Source organism: Bradyrhizobium tropiciagri (assembly GCF_018130545.1).
Lineage (GTDB): Bacteria > Pseudomonadota > Alphaproteobacteria > Rhizobiales > Xanthobacteraceae > Bradyrhizobium > Bradyrhizobium tropiciagri_A.
Map to the genome: position 1 here is coordinate 1 of NZ_JAFCKF010000016.1, position 20,995 is coordinate 20,995.

The 20,995-nt window shown below is 63.9% G+C and carries 23 protein-coding genes and 1 pseudogene; 18 read left to right on the top strand and 6 right to left on the bottom strand.

Annotated elements, in window-relative coordinates:
- The 5 genes from JQ616_RS38710 to JQ616_RS38730 all read left to right on the top strand — a co-directional run.
- The coding region (locus tag JQ616_RS38710) for an acyl-CoA carboxylase subunit beta (protein ID WP_283812718.1) at positions 1-996 on the top strand (996 nt) is incomplete at its 5' end.
- A gap of 763 nt (positions 997-1,759) precedes the next feature.
- The gene (locus JQ616_RS38715; protein WP_212023440.1) at positions 1,760-2,107 is read left to right on the top strand and encodes a hypothetical protein; all 348 of its coding nucleotides are present in this window, start codon (positions 1,760-1,762) and stop codon (positions 2,105-2,107) included.
- Positions 2,108-2,295: 188 nt separating this feature from the next.
- Entirely contained in the window at positions 2,296-2,658 is a 363-nt protein-coding gene (locus JQ616_RS38720) for a BA14K family protein (protein WP_212023441.1), read from the top strand.
- Between the two features lie 179 nt (positions 2,659-2,837).
- Positions 2,838-3,374: a GNAT family N-acetyltransferase gene (locus JQ616_RS38725; RefSeq protein ID WP_212023442.1), complete on the top strand. Its 537-nt coding sequence runs from the start codon at positions 2,838-2,840 to the stop codon at positions 3,372-3,374.
- 317 nt (positions 3,375-3,691) lie between these two features.
- On the top strand, positions 3,692-4,525 hold the full coding sequence (locus JQ616_RS38730) for an AraC family transcriptional regulator (RefSeq protein WP_212023443.1): 834 nt from the start codon (positions 3,692-3,694) through the stop codon (positions 4,523-4,525).
- 96 nt (positions 4,526-4,621) lie between these two features.
- Here JQ616_RS38730 and JQ616_RS38735 read toward each other — a convergent pair whose 3' ends face one another.
- Entirely contained in the window at positions 4,622-4,972 is a 351-nt protein-coding gene (locus tag JQ616_RS38735; RefSeq protein WP_212023444.1) for a cupin domain-containing protein, read from the bottom strand.
- A gap of 284 nt (positions 4,973-5,256) precedes the next feature.
- Between JQ616_RS38735 and JQ616_RS39595 the strand changes: the two are divergent.
- From JQ616_RS39595 to JQ616_RS38745, 3 genes and pseudogenes are all read left to right on the top strand, one after another.
- Positions 5,257-5,301, top strand: a pseudogene (locus tag JQ616_RS39595) (hypothetical protein); the annotation flags it as partial.
- 157 nt (positions 5,302-5,458) lie between these two features.
- Positions 5,459-5,590 (top strand): hypothetical protein, encoded by a 132-nt coding sequence (locus JQ616_RS39740; RefSeq protein ID WP_283812722.1) that lies wholly within the window; start codon positions 5,459-5,461, stop codon positions 5,588-5,590.
- A gap of 63 nt (positions 5,591-5,653) precedes the next feature.
- Entirely contained in the window at positions 5,654-5,899 is a 246-nt protein-coding gene (locus tag JQ616_RS38745) for a GCG_CRPN prefix-to-repeats domain-containing protein (protein ID WP_212023446.1), read from the top strand.
- A 98-nt stretch (positions 5,900-5,997) separates the two neighbouring features.
- Here the strand turns inward: JQ616_RS38745 and JQ616_RS38750 are convergent, their stop codons facing one another.
- Positions 5,998-6,267 carry a GCG_CRPN prefix-to-repeats domain-containing protein gene (locus tag JQ616_RS38750; RefSeq protein WP_092114950.1) on the bottom strand — a complete coding sequence of 90 codons (270 nt, stop codon included), beginning with the start codon at positions 6,265-6,267 and terminating at the stop codon, positions 5,998-6,000.
- A gap of 308 nt (positions 6,268-6,575) precedes the next feature.
- Positions 6,576-7,271, bottom strand: a complete 696-nt coding sequence (locus tag JQ616_RS38755) for an ArsR/SmtB family transcription factor (protein ID WP_212023447.1) — start codon at positions 7,269-7,271, stop codon at positions 6,576-6,578.
- Positions 7,272-7,429: 158 nt separating this feature from the next.
- Here JQ616_RS38755 and JQ616_RS38760 point away from each other — a divergent pair, with 158 nt between their 5' ends.
- From JQ616_RS38760 to JQ616_RS38770, 3 genes are read left to right on the top strand one after another with little or no spacing between them, the layout of a single operon-like run.
- Positions 7,430-7,738 carry an NIPSNAP family protein gene (locus JQ616_RS38760; protein WP_212023448.1) on the top strand — a complete coding sequence of 103 codons (309 nt, stop codon included), beginning with the start codon at positions 7,430-7,432 and terminating at the stop codon, positions 7,736-7,738.
- A gap of 30 nt (positions 7,739-7,768) precedes the next feature.
- On the top strand, positions 7,769-8,119 hold the full coding sequence (locus tag JQ616_RS38765) for an antibiotic biosynthesis monooxygenase family protein (RefSeq protein WP_212023449.1): 351 nt from the start codon (positions 7,769-7,771) through the stop codon (positions 8,117-8,119).
- Positions 8,120-8,175: 56 nt separating this feature from the next.
- Positions 8,176-8,994 carry an isocitrate lyase/PEP mutase family protein gene (locus JQ616_RS38770; protein WP_212023450.1) on the top strand — a complete coding sequence of 273 codons (819 nt, stop codon included), beginning with the start codon at positions 8,176-8,178 and terminating at the stop codon, positions 8,992-8,994.
- 67 nt (positions 8,995-9,061) lie between these two features.
- Here JQ616_RS38770 and JQ616_RS38775 read toward each other — a convergent pair whose 3' ends face one another.
- Positions 9,062-9,490 (bottom strand): hypothetical protein, encoded by a 429-nt coding sequence (locus JQ616_RS38775; RefSeq protein ID WP_212023451.1) that lies wholly within the window; start codon positions 9,488-9,490, stop codon positions 9,062-9,064.
- A gap of 157 nt (positions 9,491-9,647) precedes the next feature.
- Between JQ616_RS38775 and JQ616_RS38780 the strand changes: the two genes are divergently transcribed.
- Positions 9,648-10,289 (top strand): trimeric intracellular cation channel family protein, encoded by a 642-nt coding sequence (locus JQ616_RS38780; protein ID WP_212023452.1) that lies wholly within the window; start codon positions 9,648-9,650, stop codon positions 10,287-10,289.
- A 24-nt stretch (positions 10,290-10,313) separates the two neighbouring features.
- On the opposite strand, the gene JQ616_RS38785 is transcribed toward JQ616_RS38780, so the two are convergent.
- Positions 10,314-11,540 carry a cytochrome c gene (locus JQ616_RS38785; RefSeq protein ID WP_212023453.1) on the bottom strand — a complete coding sequence of 409 codons (1,227 nt, stop codon included), beginning with the start codon at positions 11,538-11,540 and terminating at the stop codon, positions 10,314-10,316.
- A 243-nt stretch (positions 11,541-11,783) separates the two neighbouring features.
- Between JQ616_RS38785 and JQ616_RS38790 the strand changes: the two genes are divergently transcribed.
- Positions 11,784-15,278 (top strand): indolepyruvate ferredoxin oxidoreductase family protein, encoded by a 3,495-nt coding sequence (locus JQ616_RS38790; protein WP_212023454.1) that lies wholly within the window; start codon positions 11,784-11,786, stop codon positions 15,276-15,278.
- 90 nt (positions 15,279-15,368) lie between these two features.
- Here JQ616_RS38790 and JQ616_RS38795 read toward each other — a convergent pair whose 3' ends face one another.
- On the bottom strand, positions 15,369-15,842 hold the full coding sequence (locus tag JQ616_RS38795; RefSeq protein ID WP_212023455.1) for a hypothetical protein: 474 nt from the start codon (positions 15,840-15,842) through the stop codon (positions 15,369-15,371).
- A 473-nt stretch (positions 15,843-16,315) separates the two neighbouring features.
- Here JQ616_RS38795 and JQ616_RS38800 point away from each other — a divergent pair, with 473 nt between their 5' ends.
- From JQ616_RS38800 to JQ616_RS38820, 5 genes are all read left to right on the top strand, one after another.
- Positions 16,316-17,473, top strand: a complete 1,158-nt coding sequence (locus tag JQ616_RS38800; protein ID WP_163153354.1) for a thiolase domain-containing protein — start codon at positions 16,316-16,318, stop codon at positions 17,471-17,473.
- Positions 17,473-17,862 (top strand): Zn-ribbon domain-containing OB-fold protein, encoded by a 390-nt coding sequence (locus JQ616_RS38805; RefSeq protein ID WP_106318237.1) that lies wholly within the window; start codon positions 17,473-17,475, stop codon positions 17,860-17,862. The genes JQ616_RS38800 and JQ616_RS38805 overlap by 1 nt, the downstream gene beginning before the upstream one ends.
- A 207-nt stretch (positions 17,863-18,069) precedes the next feature.
- Positions 18,070-18,930: a MaoC family dehydratase gene (locus JQ616_RS38810; protein WP_212023456.1), complete on the top strand. Its 861-nt coding sequence runs from the start codon at positions 18,070-18,072 to the stop codon at positions 18,928-18,930.
- A gap of 83 nt (positions 18,931-19,013) precedes the next feature.
- Entirely contained in the window at positions 19,014-19,895 is an 882-nt protein-coding gene (locus JQ616_RS38815) for an SDR family oxidoreductase (RefSeq protein ID WP_212023457.1), read from the top strand.
- A 142-nt stretch (positions 19,896-20,037) separates the two neighbouring features.
- Positions 20,038-20,994: a dihydrodipicolinate synthase family protein gene (locus JQ616_RS38820; RefSeq protein WP_212023458.1), complete on the top strand. Its 957-nt coding sequence runs from the start codon at positions 20,038-20,040 to the stop codon at positions 20,992-20,994.
- Position 20,995 lies beyond the last annotated feature (1 nt).

Consider the following 20,995-nt stretch of genomic DNA (forward strand, 5'->3'; position numbering starts at 1 on the left):
TTCATCTTCATGGTGAAGAACACCAGCTACATGTTCGTCACCGGCCCCGACGTGGTGAAGACCGTCACCAACGAGGTAGTGACCGCCGAGGAACTCGGCGGCGCCTCGGTGCATGCGACGCGCTCCTCGATCGCCGACGGTGCCTTCGAGAACGACGTCGACGCGCTGTTGCAGATGCGCCGGCTGATCGACTTCCTGCCGTCGAACAACACCGACGGCGTGCCGGAATGGCCGAGCTTCGACGATATCGGTCGCCTCGACATGTCGCTCGACACGCTGATCCCGGACAATCCGAACAAGCCCTACGACATGAAGGAGCTGATCCTGAAGGTCGTCGACGAGGGCGACTTCTTCGAGATCTCGGAGACCTTCGCCAAGAACATCGTCACCGGCTTCGGCCGCATCGCCGGCCGCACCGTCGGCTTCGTCGCCAACCAGCCGATGGTGCTGGCGGGCGTGCTCGACTCGGATGCCTCGCGCAAGGCCGCGCGCTTTGTTCGTTTTTGTGATGCCTTCAACATCCCGATCGTCACCTTCGTCGACGTGCCGGGCTTCCTGCCGGGCACCGCGCAGGAATATGGCGGCCTGATCAAGCACGGCGCGAAACTCCTGTTCGCCTATTCGCAGTGCACGGTGCCGCTCGTCACCATCATCACCCGCAAGGCCTATGGCGGCGCCTTCGACGTGATGGCGTCGAAGGAAATCGGCGCCGACATGAACTACGCCTGGCCAACCGCCCAGATCGCGGTGATGGGCGCCAAGGGCGCGGTGGAGATCATCTTCCGCTCAGACATCGGCGACCCCGACAAGATCGCGGCGCGCACGAAGGAATACGAAGACCGCTTCCTGTCGCCCTTCATCGCCGCCGAGCGCGGCTACATCGACGACGTCATCATGCCGCATTCGACAAGAAAGCGGATCGCGCGGGCGCTGGCGATGTTGAAGGACAAGAAGGTCGAGATCCCGGCGAAGAAGCACGACAATCTGCCGTTGTGAGGGATGGAGACGACCGTGGCAATGTGGCGTCGACGATCGAGGCTGTGGCAGAGCGCCAATCGATCGTGCGACCTGATATTGGGTGTGGTGTCCGCATTACTTGCGATGAACATAGCGTGCTTCGCGCGAGATACCGAGATGACGGTTACCGCCCGGACGTCAGAAGAGGCCGTTATCAATGGTTACGCATTTGCCGACAAGACATGCGCGCCGATCGAGCTCCCAGAGCTCTTGCTCATAAAGCCGCCCAAATATGGGGCTGTTTGTTACCGTATCGAGGATTTCGAGGTGGCAAGCGACTCGGGGCTGGATCGAGCTTGCATCGGGCGCTGGGTCCGCGGCATAAGCGTTTTTTACCGAGCCCGATCTGGTTATAGCGGACCGGATAGCCTCCGATACGAAGCGATCGACCATCGAGGACGGGAGCGAGTGTCTGTTCGTGTCGAGGTCTTGCCCGGTCATTCAAACCCATCGGCCAGCGTTGACGGTTCTTCGCGCGAGTCAGCGATGTCGGCTGGGCCTATCCCTGCGTGCGTTGTGCCGGTGTCCTAAGAACGTGCGGAGGGTTAGCGAACGTACCCGCCGCCTTCGCTCCGCGCGATCCGCAGCGGGTTGCATCGGTCATCAAGCGTTGAGCGGGCCAGCATCGATTTGAGCCTTGATCGGATGGCATGCTTGTGAAGCGTAGCGGTTCCTTGCGAAAATGCACCCGGCGGGTTACGGCTTCCGCCGTCGCCTGACCCGCTCCGCAGGTTCGAATCCGATGACCGAAGACGATCCGACCGACGAGATTTCCGAGATCGAGGCGCAGATCGAGGATCTGGCCGAGAGCGCCGAACGGTCCCGGCGGATCATTCTCGGGTCGAAGGTGGCAATCGGCGGTGGGTTTGCGTTGCTGCTCGCTGCGCTGCTTGGCCTGTTCAGTTCTGGTGAGACCGCAGCGCTCGGATCGATCGCGCTGGTGCTCGGCGGCATCGTCTCGCTCGGATCGAATGTCAGCACCTTGCAGCAGACCGAGGCCGCCATCAGCACCGCCGAGGCGCGTCGCGCGCGGCTGATCGGCAATATCGATCTTCGGCTGGTGCATGATGCGCCGCTGAAGCTGATGTGACCGACATCACGCATCCAACTGCGACTCACAGCCGGCAGAACGCGCGCCCGATCCGGTGTGCTCGCAATACAAATCACGGAGAGCCATGCAACCAAAAAGTTTGTCAGCATGGAACCACACTTCGCGGATTGAAAACCCGAGCGAATGCGGTATCTGGGACGTTCTGCTTATGGAAATGGAGTTGTCACGTGCTTTCACGCTTTGCCACGGCTTTGATCCCGGCCATCGTTCTTGCGACATCGCTTCCGGCGTATTCCGCGCCGTTGGTTCCCGGCGATTTGCAGGCACAGGTCCCGTCTGCCACGCACAAGGTTTGGTGTCATCATGGCTATTGCGACGGCGGTGGAGGCGGCGGAGCGGCGGTGGGCGGATTGATCGGCGGCCTGATCGGCGGCGCCATTATCGCCGGTGCGGCGAACGCCGCAGCTCAGCAGGACGCTGCCGCAGCAGCGCAGCAGCATGATGCCTACTGCGCGCAGCGGTACCGCTCCTATGATCCCGGCAGCGGCACGTTCCAGGGCAAGGACGGCCGGCGTTATCCTTGCCGGTAAGATGACAATCGCGAGGGCGCCGCGCCTTCGGAACTTTCTTCGCCGACAGGCGATGGGATAAAATGAAGCGGAGCGTGTATCGTAGAGACACGCTCCGCGAATTCAGTCTCCGGACGGCGTACGCAATCCATTGCTCTTGGACCAACTGCTCTTGGACCAACGAGAGCCAAAGCACGCGCATGATCGAGACGCCGCGCCTTCGACTCCACCATTGGAACGACCGCCATCGCGACGCGTTCGCGGCGATGCATGACGATGCCGAGGTCATGGCCGATTATGGCGGGCCCGTCAGCCGGGCAGAGAGCGACCGGAAATTCGAGCGATACGTTGCCGCACAGCGCGATCACGGCACGTCGCGATGGGCCGTCGAGACGCTCGACGGTGCATTCCTGGGCTATGCCGGCGTGATGCCGCGATTGTCGAGCGATCATCCGCTCGGCGCGCATGCTGAGATCGGCTGGCGCTTCACCCGCAACGCCTGGGGACACGGCTACGCGACGGAGAGCGCGAGGGCCGCGCTGCTGCATGCCGTTCATCACGTCGGCCTGGGCGAGATCGTGTCCTACACCAGTCCCGACAACGCGCGCTCCGAGGCCGTTATGACGAGGCTCGATCTTGTCCGCGACCCCGCGCGCGACTTCACGACGCTGACGTCGCGCGGCGAGCCGTGGCGGGGGCTCGTCTGGGCCGTGCCGGCGGGATGGCCGGGTGGCTGATTTGGCTGTCGGGCAAATCAAATCGCGGCGCGTATCAGATGACCATCGTCACTGGCAGGAAGGCATTCGCGCGCGGCCTATACCCACGTCACCGGGATCGAATGCCGGGGCGCACCGGGAATGAACGATCCTGATCACGGAGCGACGGTCCAGGCAGTCCTGAATTGGGGATCGGCAAGATGACGCAAGCAAATCTTGTGGTCACGACTACGTCTCACGACAATCTTGTACGATTTCCCGTGAGCAGTCAGGGCAGCGCATACGAAGTCACGCAGCTTGGCAGAGGTCGGATATGGCAAACCCGGACGGTCGCAAGATTGGGCGACTTCACGGCCATCGTCGGTGGTTTCACGGTCGGTCTGCGCAGTTGCGGCGTTTTCAGCGGCAAGCGCCTGACCCTTGTGCTGCCGTTCGGCTTTACCGAGAAGGTGCGGTGCGGGCCGTTCGATGCCTCTCCGGGCGGCATCTATTTTTGCCCTCCGGGCGCAGAACATGACATCGCCTATTTCGGTCGCGCCTCCTATGCCGCAATTTCCGTCGACCCCGGCGATCTGGCCACGGTTCTCGGCGGTGAGCCGCGCCTGAGCGACCCCGAGTTCTGGATTGCACGGCGATGGCTGCAGCCGGATCCGCAGGTAGGCGTGATGGTGCAGCGTCGATTGAACGACATCGTGGCGTGCCTCGATCAGACTCAAGCCGAGCTCTCACCTGCCGCGACGGACTTCTGGAGGCGGTCGATCATTGAAGCGATCTCGGTGGCCGTTCTGCGTGCCCTGCCTCCCGTTCGCGAGCGGGCGGTTCGCAACTATTCGAAGCTGGTTCGCGACGCCGAGCGCTATTTGGAAGCGCGGTCCGCGCGACCGGTTCACATCTCGGAAATCTGCCGCGCCTTGAACGTATCGCGGCGTGGCCTGCACCGCGCGTTCGAGGAAACCCTGGGCGTCGGTCCAATCGCTTATCTTCGTCGCAAGCAGCTTCATGCCGTCTATAGCGCTCTCGCGCGAGGCGACGCGAAGTCCGTGACGGATGTCGCCTTGGAGCATGGCTTCACCGAACTGGGGCGATTATCGCGAACGTACAATTCATTGTTTGGAGAACTGCCGTCGCAGACGCTCCGGCGCAGTCAAGGCAGTGCTGCGCTACGCCAATGACCGCCGCGGGCGAATGCGGACGTTTGACTCACTGCGACAACACATACTCGGCGTCGTTCCCGCCTTCGCCGGGACGACGGTGGAAGATGTCGCTCCTTACTTCCCCGCCAGCGGCACGTAGTCGTATTCGCCGACACCTTGCAGGATCAAGAACGTCAGCGATGTCGCGCCGGCGTTGGTGACGAGGTGCGGGCGGGTCGGGCGGACGGCGTAGACCTCGCCGACCTTCAGGTTCACTTCCTCTTTCGGCTCCTGCAGGAACAGCCGCATCTGGCCTTCCAGCACATAGAACGTGTCGGAGATGTTGCTGTGGGTATGCCACGGCACCTTTTGGGTCGGCGACAGTTGCAGCTCCACGATGCGGAAGCCGGGACGGGCGGCGTGCAGGGCGCGGCGCTCGACCTCGTAGAGGTGGCTGGCATCCTTGAGCGGTTGTCCTGACTTCATGGCGGCCTCCCGGAGATGTTGTTGTGGTGTGCGATGCTAGTTCGGTTCGGGCCTTCGCGAAACGGTCGGAGTGTGCATGACGGGCAGGACGCGCGCGCGTATGTCGACATCAAGAGCTGGTGCTCGCGGACGAGGCGTCGTCGTCGTGATGCTTGTGTGACGTCACAACGTCGACAACGCATCGAGTTCCGTCAAACGTGAATGCGTGGTTCAGCAAGCGTTCAGGTCGCGGCGAAAAAACTCACTGACTTGGTAGGTCCAACCCAGCAACAAAGGGAAACTCGATGGAACGCAGGGATTTTCTGAAGATCGCCTTCGCCGTCGCTGCCTGTGCGGCCGCCTTCACAGCGACCGTCCAGGCCGCGCCGCTCGCACCGCTTCCTCTCACCCAGGACGCACGCTCGCCGGCAGGCAGCGATGCGCATCCGGCCGTCACCACGAGTGACGAAGTCGGCCGCCTGAAGCCTCAGCAAGTGCATTGGCGTCATGGCCATCACGGCTGGCATCACCGCCACTGGCACCATCGGCACTGGCATCACCGGCATTGGCACCACAGGCATTGGGGGTGGAGGCATCACCATTGGCACAGGCATCATCATTGGCGCCGCTGGTGATTGAACCGCCTGATATCCGCGCGAGACGTAGCTTCAACTGCAGTGGTTTCAACGGAAAGGATTGCTGATGAAAATTCTTGCTGCGTCCGCGCTTGCGCTTGGACTTGGTCTGGCGGCGATGTCTGCGTCACAGGCCATGCCGATCGCGCCGCTCAATCCGACCCAGGCCGCATCCGACAACACCATTCGCGTTGCCGGCGGCTGCGGCCCGGGTTGGCACCGCGGTCCCTATGGCGGCTGCCGTCCGATGTACAATTGCCCGCCCGGCTGGCACTCGGGCCCGTTCGGCCGTCACTGCTTCCGCAATTGGTAAGCCTTTGACCACGGTGGGCAGCAGCGTGCCTTCCGCGGTCATCACAAAAGAAAAACCCCGCGCGAGGCGGGGTTTTGTTTGCTCGGGATGTGCCGCGATCAGATCGGGCGGCAACGGCCGTAGCGCCAGGCGAAGCCATAGGGGCAAGCGCGGACGCGCGGCGCCACCACGACCGCGCCGGGTGCGACGACGACGGGGCGCTCAACCACGACCGGGCCTGGTGCGACGACGACGGGACCACGATTCCGGACGCAGCCGCCATAGGGACCGCGATGCCAGCCCGGGCCGCAGCCACCGGCCGCATCCGCTGCACTGATGCCGGCGAATGCGGTCGTCACCAAAACGGCTGCTGCAAAAAGATACTTCATGACTTCTCCTTTTATTTGGGCCGCGCTGCGGCACCGCAACAAACTTTGAGATTACCGATTCGCCCGGCGGGATCATTGCAGAAGCCGTGCCCGATGTCGCCGAACATAATGTTGCGGGCTGAATGCAACATGAATGTTGCAGCTCACACCTGCGTCAGTCCGCCGCAAGCATGCTCAATATCATTTCGAAATATTTCGCAGGCGCGTGCAGTGAAGCGCAGAGAGGGCGCAAAAGTATCGGAGAGCGAGACAAGTGTGATCCATCGGCGCGCGAATGACCGTGGCGATGCCGGCGCGGCAGCGCGACGCTACTCGCCCGCGCCGAACAGCGCCGCGAACCGCTTCTCGCCGTTGCGCGAGAAATTGACCACGCGGCTGCCGGGCGTCGCATCACGCGCGGCCCATTTCAATGCGGTGAAGCGGTCCATCATCGCTGCCCCCAGCGTGCCGGCGAGATGGTGCCGCCGCTCGCTCCAGTCGAGGCAAGCCTTGCACACCGGACGGCGCGGATGCGTCAGCGCATCGGCGTCGATCTGCAGTTCCTCGGCCATGAAGCGCTTGCCTTCGCCGGTCAGCTCGATCGCCTGCTTGCTCTGGCGCACCAGCTTCTGCCGTTTCATGCTGTCGAGCATCTGCACGCCGAGATCGCCGGCGAGATGGTCGTAGCAGATGCGGGCGCGGCGCAGCGCCGGATCCTTCGGCCCGGTGCGCACGCGCATATGGCCGGCGCGGGCGGCGATGCCCTGCAAGCCTTCGAGCACGTCGGCGACGTCGGGGTCGGAGAGGCGGTAGTAGCGGTGGCGGCCCTGCTTCTCGGGCTCGATCAGCCCGCCGGCTTCGAGCTTGGCGAGGTGTGAGCTCGCGGTCTGCGGCGTGATGCCGGCCTCCTGCGCCAGCTCGCTCGCGGTCAGCGCGCGGCCGGTCATCAGCGCGGTCAGCATGTTGCAGCGTGCGGGATCGCCGACCAAAGCGGCGATCCGGGAGATGTCGGGTCCTGCTTTCATAGTTCGATGATAGCCGAAGCATCGCGTCCGGACAAGCGGGTAGTCTTCACCGTGCCGTCATTGCGAGGCGCGCAGCGACGAAGCAATCCATGCCAACGCGAGTGGGCCCATGGATTGCGTCACTGCGCTCGCATTGACTGAAAACAGAGGACATCTCAATGACCGTCACCGTCTTCATCCGTTATCAGCTCGATCCGTTCAAGCGCGCGATGTTCGAGGAGTATTCGCGGAACTGGCTCTCGATCATCCCGCGCTGCGGCGGTGATCTGCTCGGCTACTGGATGCCGCATGAGGGCACCAACAATATCGGCTTCGCGCTGATCTCGTTCGAAAGCCTCGCCGCCTATGAGGCCTATCGCGCGCGGCTGCGCCAGGACAAGGAGGGCGTGGCAAACTTCAACTTCGCGGAAGAAAACCGCTTCATTCTCGCGGAGGAGCGCACATTTCTGCGCAAGGTCGAGCTATAGTGGCGCGACAACAACGGAGCGGAGGCGCCCATGATCGCCGTGATCTTCGAAGTCTGGCCGAAGCCGGAGCACCGACAGCAATATTTCGATCTGGCCGCCGAGCTGAAGCCGATCCTGCAGGAGATCGATGGCTTCATCTCGGTCGAGCGGTTCGAGAGCATCACCGAGCGGGGCAAGTTCGTGTCGCTGTCATTCTTCCGCGACGAAGCCGCAGTGGCGGCATGGCGCAACACCATCGAGCATCGCCGTACCCAGGCCAAGGGCCGCGCGCGGATTTTTGACGACTATCGCCTGCGCGTTGCGAGCGTGATCAGGGACTACGGTTTGAACGAACGCGATCAGGCGCCAAAAGATAGTCGTGCGGTGCACGAGCCGCACTAGTACCGCCAAGCCTGCGTGCCTATCTGTGCGCGGCCAACGACATCAGGGAGCGACCCATGCCACTGCCAACTGCTGACAAACGAGCCGCCTTCAAGAAGCTGCATGAGAGCGGGTGCTTCATCATTCCGAACCCGTTCGATGTCGGCAGCGCCCGCGCTTTGCAACATCTCGGTTTCAAGGCGCTGGCCTCGACCAGCGCGGGCTTCGCCTGGACCATCGCCAAGGCCGACAACCGCGTCACGGTCGACGACGTCTGCGACCACCTGACCGCGATCTGCGCGGCCGTCGATATCCCCGTCAATGCGGATTTCGAGGGCGGCTTCGCCGTCGAACCCGACAAGGTCGCCGCCAATGTCGCGCGCGGCGTCAAGACCGGCGTCGCCGGGCTCTCGATCGAGGACTCCACGGGTGATACTGCCAACGTGTTGTACGAGCACAAGCTCGCGGTCGAGCGCATCAGGGCGGCGCGCAAGGCGATTGATGCCGATAACAGCGGCGTGTTGCTCACCGGCCGCTGCGAGGCGTTCCTGTGGGGCAAGAAGGATCTGAACCTGGTAATCGAGCGGCTCCAGGCCTATTCGGACGCCGGGGCCGACGTCTTGTATGCACCGGGCATCTCGACCAAAGAGGAAATTGCCGCTGTCGTGAAGGCGGTGGCGCCGAAGCCGGTCAATCTCTTGATCGGCGGCGCGTCCGAGCTGACGCTGCAAGCGGTCGCCGACCTCGGCGTGCGCCGGATCAGCGTCGGCGGCGCGCTGGCGCGGATGGCCTGGAGCGGCGTCATGAAGGCGGCCAAGGAGATGGCCGAGAAGGGCACCTTCACCGAATTCGCCAACGGCTATCCCGGCGGCGAGCTCAACAAGATGTTCAAGTAGACGTTCACGCAAAAAAGCGGCGGGCCCTCTGGGCCCGCCGCTCGCGCCTGGTCAGTTGTATCACCCGTTACTTTGCGTTCTCGGCCGGCGGGGCGGCCGGCTTGTTCATGTCCGACTTGTTCATATCAGACGGCGGGGTCGCCGGCTGGGTCGGCGCCGCGCCCGTGGTCACGCCGGGCTGGCTGTTCGGCTTCGGCGTCACGTCGCGCATGCCGGGAGGCGCCCCGGCCGGATTGGCCGGTTGGGTCTGCGCGGTCTGTGTCGACGGGGTCGTGCCGGCCTCGTGCACCGACGTATTATTCAACCCGTAGAACAGCGCGCCGAGCACCACGGCCACCGCAACTGCGAACATCGCGACCTTGGTGCCGCTGGCCGGTCCCTCCTGCAGTTCCGGATCCGGCTGCAGCTCGTTGTCCAGGCTGTTGAAGCGCGCCTGACGGCGGATTTCGTCATCGGTCAGGTTGGCGCGATACGGATCGTCAGGGTTGTAAGCCATTGCAAAGTTCCTCCGTTAGCCCCCCAAGGCTAAGCGCTCTCGGCTAAACGCAGGGGACAATGGCTGGCGCGTGCGGATGTTCCGCGCCAATGTTGCAACCTGTTCATGCTGGAACCGGCGATTCCGGGTTCCGAACCTGTTCCATGAGGCGTTTTCAATGTGGACCATGCCGCCCACCGATTCGGTGCTGAATGTGCTCTCCTTTATCGCGGTCGCGGCGCAGTCGATGACGGCGGCGCTGGCGGCGGGGCGGCGCAGCATGGATTGGGCCGGCGTCTGCATGCTGGGTGCGATCACCGCGCTCGGCGGCGGCACCATCCGCGACGTGCTGCTCGGGCATTATCCGCTGGTTTGGGTCAAGCACCCGATCGACCTCGCGGTCGCGGCCGCCGGCGCCTTTGCCACCATCGTGCTGACGCGGTTGGTGGTCAGGCTCAATCTCGCCTTCCTGGTGCTCGACGCGATCGGGCTCGTGGTGTTCACCATGGCGGGCTGCGACGTGGCCTGGCAGGTCGACACCTCGCTGCCGATCGTGATCGTTGCCGGGATGATCACCGGCTGCGCCGGCGGCGTGCTGCGCGACATCCTCTGCAACGAGGTGCCGCTGCTGTTTCGCAGCGAGCTCTACGCCAGCGTCTCCGTGGTGACAGGGCTGTTCTACGCGGTCGGCGTTGGGCTGCATCTGAACGACCAGCTCTGGACCGTGCTGACCTTGGCCGTCGGCCTGACGTTCCGGATGCTTGCGATCCGTTACAGATGGGGGATGCCGAAATTCGTATTCAATGCCGAGGAGGAGTGATCGACTATTTCGCCATTCGCGCCTTCATTTTGCTGTCCGCGCCTTGGCGACCTCGTCCGCCGTCACGGCTGGCGCCGCATTGCCCCAGGAATTGCGGATGTAGGTCGCAACGTCGGCGACCTCCTGGTCGGTCAGTTTCGGATAGGCGGGCATCGAGCCTGCGTTGGGCGCGCGTGGCGTGGTCACCGTCTGGGCGCCGTCGAGGATGATGCGCAGCGTGCTCGCAGGATTGACCGATTGCAGATTGGCGTTGCCCGGCAGCGGCGGATAGATTCGTGGGCTACCCGAGCCGTCGAGCTCATGGCAGGCGACGCAGGCGCCGCGGTAGATGCGCTCGCCGTCGCTCATCTGCGCCGGCGAGGGCGGGGTGACCTCCGGCTCCGGCGCGCCGGCGGGCAGGCTCTTCAGATAGGCGGCGATCGCGCGCACATCGGCGTCGCTCATCTTCGAGGTCGAATTGAGCACCACCTCGGACATCAAGGGGCCGGCATGGCTGTGCCCATTGCGGCCGCTCTGCAGATATTCGGTGATGTCATCGGCGCTCCATGACTTCAGCCCGCTGCGTGCGGCGCCGTCGAGCCTGGGCGCGAACATGCCCTGGACCATGCTGCCGCCGAACGCCTGGTCGCGCCTATCGGCGCCGAAGGCATTCTTCGGCGTGTGGCAGGCGCCGCAATGACCGAGGGCCTCGACGAGGTAGCGGCCGCGATTCCATTCCGTGCCCTTGCCCTGGTCCGGCCGGATGATGCCTGGTGTGAAGAACAGCGCGTTCCAGGCCCGCATCAGGATGCGGTAGCACAGTGGCCAGCGCAGCTGCGGCGGTGGTGCCCTGTTGCTGACCGGCGCAAGCGTCGCGAGGTAGGCGCGGATCGCCAGAATGTCGTCGCGGATCAGCTTCGTGAAATACGGGTAGGGGAAGGCGGGGTAATAACGCTTCCCGTTCGGCGCGACGCCGTTGCGCAGCGCGCGAAGGAAATCGTCGTCACTCCAGCCGCCAATGCCGGTATCGCGGTCGGGGGTGAGGTTCGGCGAGAACACCGGACCGAACGGCGTGTCGATCCGCTTGCCTCCGGCGAACGGCTTGGCCGGGTCGGCGGTGTGGCAGCTCGCGCAGTCGCCGGCGATGGTGAGCGCCTTGCCGCGGGCAATGACGTCGTCGGTCGGCGCTGCGGCACATTCGCGCGCCGCGAACGCACTGCACAACAGCAGGCTGACCAGAATCGCATCCGTCGTTCGATGTCGTCGCCGCATCCATTCACCTTCCGCACCTTCCGGTCCACAAGACGCGTCACGCCATTTCGCCGCGGGCCTGTCCTGCGACAGAAACCGAAACGGCGCTCCGATATTCCCGGCACGAAATTGCGATTTTTGGGCGACGGGCTTGGTCGCCCAGAATTGTGTCGCGCGAGCCGGAAAATCCGACATAGACTGGTTCTAACAAGCTCGGATGACTAGCTAAAAAGCAGGCGTCGCGACCAGCGCAAAGAGGGCTAAATGGGAATCAACCAAGGGCCTATCAGCCTCGATCAGAAATATACCCAGGGCACCGGCCACGTCTTCATGACGGGCATCCAGGCGCTGGTCCGCCTGCCCATGGCGCAGATCAGACGCGACCGTGCCGCAGGCCTCAACACGGCGGGCTTCATCTCCGGCTATCGAGGTTCCCCGCTCGGCGGCTATGACCAGCAGCTGTTCGCCGCCCGCAAGCATCTCGAGCAATACAACATCAAATTCCAGCCCGGCGTGAACGAGGATCTCGCGGCCACCGCGATCTGGGGCTCGCAGCAGCTCGGCCTGTCGGCCGGCGCCAAATATGATGGCGCGGTCGGCATCTGGTACGGCAAGGGCCCCGGCGTCGACCGCTGCGGCGACGTCTTCCGCCACGGCAATGCGGCGGGCTCCGCCAAGCATGGCGGCGTGCTCTGCCTTGCCGGCGACGACCACGGCGCAAAGTCCTCCACCGTCCCGCATCAGTCCGACCACGCCTTCATCTCTGCGCTGATGCCGTATCTCTACCCCTCCAGCATCCATGAAATGATTGAGATGGGCCTGCTGGGTATCGCGATGTCGCGCTACTCCGGCTGCTGGGTCGGCATGAAGGTGATCACCGAGACGGTCGAGACCACGGCCGAAATCGACCTCACTGACGAGATGACGCCCTTCATCATCCCGACCGATTTCGAGCTGCCGCCGGGCGGGCTCAACATCCGCTGGCCCGACGATCGCTTCGAGCAGGACCGCCGCTTACAGGACTACAAGGGCTTTGCCGCGATCGCCTTTGCCCGCGCCAACAAGGTCAACCGCATCACCATGGATTCGCCGAACGCGCGCTACGGCATCATGGCGTCCGGCAAGAGCTATGAGGATATCCGCCAGGCGCTGCGCGAGCTCGGCATCACACCCGAGATCGCAGCCAAGATCGGCATCCGGCTTTACAAGATCGGCATGCCCTGGCCGCTGGAGCCGGAAGGGGTCCGCAACTTCGCGGTCGGCCTCGAGGAGATCTTCATCGTCGAGGAACGCCGCGAGATCGTCGAGAACCAGGTCAAGCAGGAGCTGTTCAATTGGCGCGACGACGTCCGCCCGCGCATCGTCGGCAAGATGGACGATCACGACAAGCGCTTCCTGACCTTCGCCGCCGAGCTCAGCGTCGCCTCGCTTGCGAGCTCGCTCACCGAACGGCTGCTTCGACTCAATCTCAATCCCGAAATCGCCGAGATGCTGCGCGCCAAGGCTGACTGGTTCAACGGCCGCCAGTCGAGCCAGATGCAGGCGACGGCACCGGTCAGCCGCACGCCGTATTTCTGCTCGGGCTGCCCGCACAATACCTCGACCAAGGTGCCGGAAGGCAGCCGCGCGCTCGGTGGCATCGGCTGCCACTTCATGGCGCTGTGGATGAACCGCTCGACCGAGACCTTCACCCATATGGGCGGCGAGGGCGTGCCGTGGGTTGGCATCGCGCCGTTCACCAACGAGAACCACATCTTCGCCAATCTCGGCGACGGCACTTATTTCCACTCCGGCATCCTTGCGATCCGCCAGTCGATCGCCTCCAAGGCCAACATCACCTACAAGATCCTCTACAACGATGCGGTCGCGATGACCGGCGGCCAGCGCCATGACGGCGACCTGTCGCCACAGCAGATCAGCTTCCAGCTACACGCCGAAGGCATCCGTGAGATCTATCTGGTCTCGGAAAACCCCAGTGCCTATCCGGCCGATACCATTGCGCCCGGCGTCAAGCTGTTCCATCGCGACGAGCTCGAGAACGTCCAGAAGATGTGCCGCGACACCAAGGGCACCTCGGCGATCGTGTTCGTGCAGACCTGCGCGGCCGAAAAGCGCCGGCGTCGCAAGCGCGGCCTGATGGAGGACCCGGCACGGCGCGTGCTGATCAATCCCGCCGTCTGCGAAGGCTGCGGCGACTGCTCGGTGCAGTCGAACTGCATCTCGGTCGAGCCACTCGAGACCGAACTGGGGCGCAAGCGCACCATCAACCAGTCGACCTGCAACAAGGACTATTCCTGCGTGAAGGGTTTTTGCCCGTCCTTCGTCACGGTCGACGGCGGCACCCTCAAGCGTCGCGCGCCGACCGAGCTCGGCGATATCGGCGCCTTGCCGGAACCGGCCTCGAAGCCCGCGCTCGACCGGCCCTACAATATCGCGGTCGGCGGCGTCGGCGGCACCGGCGTGCTGACCATCGGCGCGCTGCTCGGCATGGCCGCGCATATCGAGGGCAAGGCCTCGATGATCCTCGACATGTCCGGCCTCGCGCAGAAGGGCGGCGCGGTGCTCAGCCATGTCCGGCTCTCCGAGCACACGGCTGACGTGACCTGCTCGCGCATCGTGACCGGCACCGCCGATCTCGTGCTCGCAGCCGACGAGGTCGTGGCAGTGTCGAAGGACACCATCACGCTGTGCGACCCGAGCCGCACGGTCGGCATCATCAACAGCCACATCATCCCGACCGCGGATTTCATCCTCAACCGCGACTTCAACTTCCAGAGCCGCAAGGTCAACAGCGTGCTCGAAACCGAGCTGCGCAAGGACTCCGCCTTCGTCGATTTCACCAAGCCGGCCGAAGCGCTGCTGGGTGATAGCATCGCCACCAACATCATGATGATGGGCTATGCCTATCAGCGCGGGCTGCTGCCGCTGTCGGCGGAATCGATCCAGCAGGCGATCGAGGTCAACGGCGTCTCGATCAAGATGAACACGCAGGCATTCCAGCTCGGCCGCCTGGCCGCAGCCGATCCGGCGCGTCTCGCCGCGATGATGAAGGGGCAGGATGACGACGCGGCCCCAGTGAAGTCGCTGGATGCGATGTCGCTGGACGAGATCATCACCCACCGCATGGCGCTTCTGACCGACTATCAGAACGGGCGTCTGGCGAAGCGTTACCGCAAGCTGGTCGACCTGGTCCGCGACGCCGCCACCAAGGGCGGCTATGGCGAGGCGCTGCCGCGCGCGGTCGCGATCAACTACGCCAAGCTGCTGGCCTACAAGGACGAGTACGAAGTGGCGCGGCTGTTCACCGACGGCCGCTTCGAGAAGCAGCTGCGCGACCAGTTCGAGGGCGAGTTCAAGTTCAACTTCAATCTCGCGCCGCCGATCCTCGGCGGCGGGCTCGATGCGCAGGGCCGCCCGAAGAAGCGCGCCTTCGGGCCATGGATGATGTCGGCCTTCCGGGTGCTGGCGCGCTTGCGCTTCCTGCGCGGCACGCCGCTCGACATCTTCGGCTACAACGCCGACCGCAAGCTCGAGCGCGACCTGATCGCCGGTTATGAGAAGGATGTCGCGACGGTGCTGAGCCTGCTGTCGCCGCTCAACCACGACATCGCAGCCGAACTGCTGTCGTTGCCCGATCGCATCCGCGGCTACGGCCCGGTGAAGGAGAAGGCGGTCAAGGAAGCAAAGGTTCGCTACGCGCAACTCGCCGCCGACCTCGCTAACCCGCCGCCCGCGCCACGGCAGATGGCGGCGGAGTAGGGTACTTTGCTACGTGGGCGGGTTAACTTAACGAAGCTTAGCCCCCCAATTGGCGGAGCCCTCGTGGAATTGTGCCGCATTTTCTCGTCCCTATGAGTCGGCAATTGCCGCTTCAGACGACGTTCTTTGCGGTGGCTTCACCAACACTGCGATCAACACGAGAATCGAGCAGGCAGCCCAAGCATAGTAGCCCGGGCCAAAGCCGCACACGACATCGTCCGGTTCGCCGTCGCGCCAGAAGTGGGTCAACGTACGAGTGGTGCTGGTGGTCGCCAGGATGGCAAGAGTTGCAAAGACCAGACCAAACTCCCTTCTTGTGATTGCCGCAAGAAGCATGAGTGGGTTTGCGAACCATCCGAACTGGCCAAACAGGATGCCGAACGGTCCCACCAAGAGGAACGCCAATCCATAGTCCCATTGGGGATTCTGACACACGCGATCGAGGCGATAGACCTGTTCATTCGAAGCGGCAGGCAAGAACAGCGACAGGACGAATAGGGCGAACGCGACCCAGAGAATTGTCTTCGTGATCTGCGAGCGACGGGTGTGTGAGAGAAGAGACATATCCAGGAGCGATCGTCACCTGAGACGCAAAAGACCACACATGCGGATAGGGCATGGCGCCGGTTCGCACACGTTAAAGTTTTGTGCACTTCTTCTGCACAGCTGCGGAATGCCTGGGTCAACGACGCCAAGGTTCGCTACGCGCAACTCGCCGCCGACCTCGCCAACGCGCCGCCCGCGCCGCGGCAGATGGCGGCGGAGTAGGCGTAGCCGCATATTTGATGTCGTCCCGGCGAAAGCCGGGACCCATAACCACTGAATGTTGTTGTTGCGCAGCGCTGGGGCTACGGCGCGTTCTAACCACACACCCCTGTGGTTATTGGTCCCGGCTTTCGCCGGGACGACGTCGGTTTTTGAGGTGCGTATAGCGCACGCTCATTGCAGTCTCGCCTGACGGAATATTTCCGCGCTTGCCAAGGTCGCGTTGCCGGTTCAGAAAAACGCTGGATCAAGAAACGCCAGCGGAGAGCGATTTGACCATCAAGGGCAAGGCCTACATTGCCGGGATCTACGAACATCCCACCCGGCACGCACCGGATAAATCAACAGCACAGCTTCACGCCGAGGTCGCCAAGGGCGCGATCGAGGATGCGGGGCTCACCAAGGACGACATCGACGGCTATTTTTGCGCCGGCGACGCGCCGGGCGGGCTGTGGCCGATGGTCGATTATCTCGGCCTCAATACCAAGAAGCTGCGCCACATCGACTCCACCGAGACCGGTGGCTGTTCCTATCTGATCCATCTCGGCCACGCTGCCGAGGCGATCGCCGCCGGCAAGTGCTCGGTCGCGCTGGTCACGCTGGCGGGCAAGCCGCGCACCGGCCCGATGCCGCCGCGCGCGTCCGGCGCCGAGGCCGATTTCGAATTGGCCTACGGGGCTACCACGCACAATGCCTATGGCATGTGTGCCATGCGCCATATGCACGACTACGGCACCACCTCCGAGCAGCTCGCCTGGATCAAGGTCGCGGCCTCGCATCACGCGCAATACAATCCGCATGCGATGCTGAAGGAGGTCGTCACCGTCGAGGATGTGTTGAACTCGCCGATGATCTCCGACCCGCTGCACCGGATGGATTGCTGCGTCGTCACCGACGGCGGCGGCGCGATGATCGTCACCACGCCCGAAATTGCCAAGAGCCTGAAGAAGCCGCTGGTGCGCCTGATCGGCCACGGCGAGGCGGCGAAGGGTCCACGCGGCGGCAAGGATCTCGACCTGACTTACTCGGCCGGCGTGTGGTCCGGCCCGCGCGCGTTCGAGGAAGCGGGCGTGACGCCGAAGGACATCAAATACGCCTCGATCTATGACAGCTTCACCATCACGGTGCTGATGCAGCTCGAGGATCTCGGCTTCTGCAAGAAGGGCGAGGGCGGCAAGTTCGTCGCCGACGGCAATCTGATCTCGGGTGTCGGCAAGCTGCCGTTCAACACCGATGGCGGCGGCCTGTGCAGCAACCATCCCGTCAACCGCGGCGGCATGACCAAGATCCTCGAGGCCGTGCGCCAGTTGCGCGGCGAGGCGCATCCGAAGGTGCAGGTGAAGAACTGCGACCTCGCGATCGCCCACGGCACCGGCGGTCTGCTCGGCGTTCGCCACGCCGCCTCAACCTGTATTCTGGAGCGTGCGTGATGTCTGAAGCCAAGAAGTACAATGCCCCGGTGACCAATCCGGAGAGCGCGCCGTTCTGGGAAGCGGCGAAGGCGGGCAAGTTCATGATCAAGCGCTGCACCACCTGCGGCGAGGCGCATTACTTCCCGCGCGCGATCTGCCCGTTCTGCTTCTCCGACAAGACGGTGTGGGAAGAGTCGAGCGGCGAAGCCACGGTCTACACCTACAGCCTGATGCGGAAGTCGCCGACCGGTCCTTATGCGATCGCCTATGTGACGCTGAAGGAAGGTCCGTCGCTGCAGACCAACATCGTCGATTGCGATCTGGAGACGGTGAAGATCGGCCAGAAGGTCAAGGTAGTGTGGAAGCCGACCGACGGCGCCCCGCTGCCGTTCTTCACGCCGGCGTAATGATTACCCTCTCCCCTTGTGGGAGAGGGTGCCTTCGCTGGAAGCGAAGGTGGGTGAGGGGTCTCTCTCCGCGAAACGATTTTCTCTGCGGCGCGAGCCCCTCACCGAAGCGAGATCGTGACGACTGCCGGTGCAGCGCTCTCCCACAAGGGGAGAGGGCACATCAATTGGCAGCGCAGAGAGAAAAGGTTCGGGGAGAAAGCAACAATGCCGATCGTATACGAACAGCTGATGGCCCTGAAGAATCTCGGCCAGAAATACAGCTACGCGGACCGCGACGTGATGCTCTACGCCTATGGTATCGGCCTCGGCGCCGATCCGATGGACGAGAAAGAGCTCGCCTTCGTCAATGAGGGCGTGCTGACGCCGCGGCCGCTCAGGGTGGTGCCGACGTTTGCGTCGGTTGCGGCCTGGGGTGCCGGCCCCGGCGAGATGAACCTCAACCGCGTGATGGTGGTCGATGGCGAGCGCGACATCACCTTCCACAAGCCGTTCGCGACCGCGGCCCACATCACCGCCGACTCGACCGTGCTCGACGTGTTCGACAAGGGCAAGGACAAGGGCGCGGTGATCCGCCACCAGACCGTGCTCAGGGATGAGAAGGGCGAGAAGCTCGCAACGCTGGTCGCCTCCCGCTTCGCCCGCGGCGATGGCGGCTTCGGCGGCCCGTCAGATGGCCAGCCCGAGCCGCACAAGGTACCGGAGCGCGCGCCGGACAAGGTGGTCGACATCACCACGCGGCCTGACCAGGCGCTGATCTACCGCCTGTGCGGCGACCGCAACCCGCTGCACTCCGATCCGGAGTTCGCCAAGAAGGCCGGCTTCCCGCGGCCGATCCTGCACGGCATGTGCACCTACGGCATCACCTGCCGCGGCGTGCTGCAAACCTATGCCGATTACGATCCCTCGGCCTTCAAGCAGCACGCGGCGCGGTTCTCCTCGCCGGTGTTCCCCGGCGAGACCGTGACCATGGAGTTGTGGAAGGACGGCAACGTGGTGTCGTTCGAAGCCAAGGTGAAATCGCGCGGCGTGACCGTGATCAAGAGCGGCAAGACGGTGCTGGCATAACCAAGCGCGACGGCCGTTGTCTCCCTCGCCCCGCTCTTCGCGGGGAGAGGTAAACAAGAAAGAACAAAACGGAGAAAGCAACCATGGGATTACTCGACGGCAAGGTGGCGCTGATCACGGGCGCCGGCGGCGGACTGGGTGAAGCCTACGCAAAGCTGTTTGCGCGCGAGGGCGCGGCCGTGGTGGTCAACGATCTCGGCGGCCCGCGCGACGGCTCGGGCTCCGACAAGTCGATGGCCGACAAGGTGGTCGACGCGATCAAGGCCGAGGGCGGCCGCGCGGTCGCCAACGGCGCCGACATCTCAACGCTTGCCGGCGGGCAGTCGGTGTTTGACGACGCGATCAAGCATTTCGGCCGCGCCGACATCCTGGTCAACAATGCCGGCATCCTGCTCGACGAGACCTTTCACAAGGCCAAGGAAGCCAACTGGGACAGGGTGATGAAGGTGCATCTGAAGGGCACCTTCTGCTGCACCCAGCCGGTGTTCAAATGGATGCGCGATAATGGCGGCGGCGTCATCGTCAACACGTCCTCGACCTCGGGTCTGATCGGTAATTTCGGCCAGACCAATTACGGCGCGGCCAAGGGCGGCATCTGGGGCCTCTCCAATGTGTTGGCGATCGAGGGCCGCAAGTACAACATCCGGATCTGGACGCTGGCGCCGGGCGCGCTGACCCGCATGACCGCGGACCTGCCGCGCTACAAGGAGAACCCGGGCGCGGCGCTCGGTCCTGACGGCATCGCACCGGCCGTGCTGTACATGGTCAGCGATCTCTCCGGCGACCAGACCGGCAAGGTGCTCGGCGTCTCCGGCCCGCGCGGGGTCCGCGAGATGCGGATGATGGAAATGGAAGGCTGGACGCCGCCGTTCACGGGATGGAAGGCCGAGGACATCGTCACCCACGCCAAGGAGATCTTCTTCTCCGAGGATGAGATCAAGAAGTCCGCACGGCGGTTCAAGTAAGGGCAAACGGATGCCATTCCGGTCCGATGCGCGCCATCGGGCCGGAATTGGTGACCCGGGCGCGGGGGGAGAAGGCTTCCCGATGCGCAATGGCGCGCCGGGAAATGACGCTGTATAGAGGGCGGAAACAGACGAGGCACCCATGACCAAACTCACCGCCCAGGCCGCAGGAACCTTTGCGATCGCACCGACCCCGTTCCATGACGACGGCCGCATCGACGAGGCGTCGATCGACCGGCTGACCGATTTCTATACCGAGGTCGGCTGCGACGGCGTTACGGTGCTCGGCATCCTGGGCGAGGCGCCGAAGCTCGATGCCGCGGAGGCGGAGCAGGTTGCGCTGCGCTTCGTCAAGCGCGCGAAGAAGCTGCAGGTGATCGTCGGCGTCTCGGCGCCGGGCTTTGCCACGATGCGCTCGCTGGCGAAGAAGTCGATGGATGCGGGCGCTGCCGGCGTCATGATCGCGCCGCCGCCGCATCTGCGCACCGACGACCAGATCATCGGCTATTTCAAGCAGGCGCAGGAAGCGATCGGCGACGACATTCCCTGGGTGCTGCAGGACTATCCGCTGACCTTGACCGTCGTGTTCACACCCGCCGTGATCCGCAAGATCGTGATGGATTCGCCGTCCTGCGTGATGCTCAAGCACGAGGACTGGCCGGGCCTCGAAAAGATCTCGACCCTGCGCAATTTCCAGAAGGACGGTTCGCTGCGGCCGCTGTCGATCCTGGTCGGCAATGGCGGCCTGTTCCTCGATTTCGAGATGGAGCGCGGCGCCGACGGTGCGATGACGGGCTATGCCTTCCCCGAGCTGCTGATCGATGTCGTCAATCTGTCCAAGGCGGGAAAACGCGATGCGGCGCACGACCTGTTCGACGCGCATCTGCCGCTGATCCGCTACGAGCAGCAGCCCGGCGTCGGCCTCACCGTGCGCAAATACGTGCTGCAGAAGCGCGGCATCATCTCGTCCAGCGCCCAGCGCAAGCCGGGTGCCGTGATCACGGCGCAGGCGAGGGCGGAGGTCGACTATCTGCTCTCCCGCGTGGCGCGGGTCGACCGCCGCGCCAATCTGCAACCGCAATCCAGTGCAGCAGGATAAT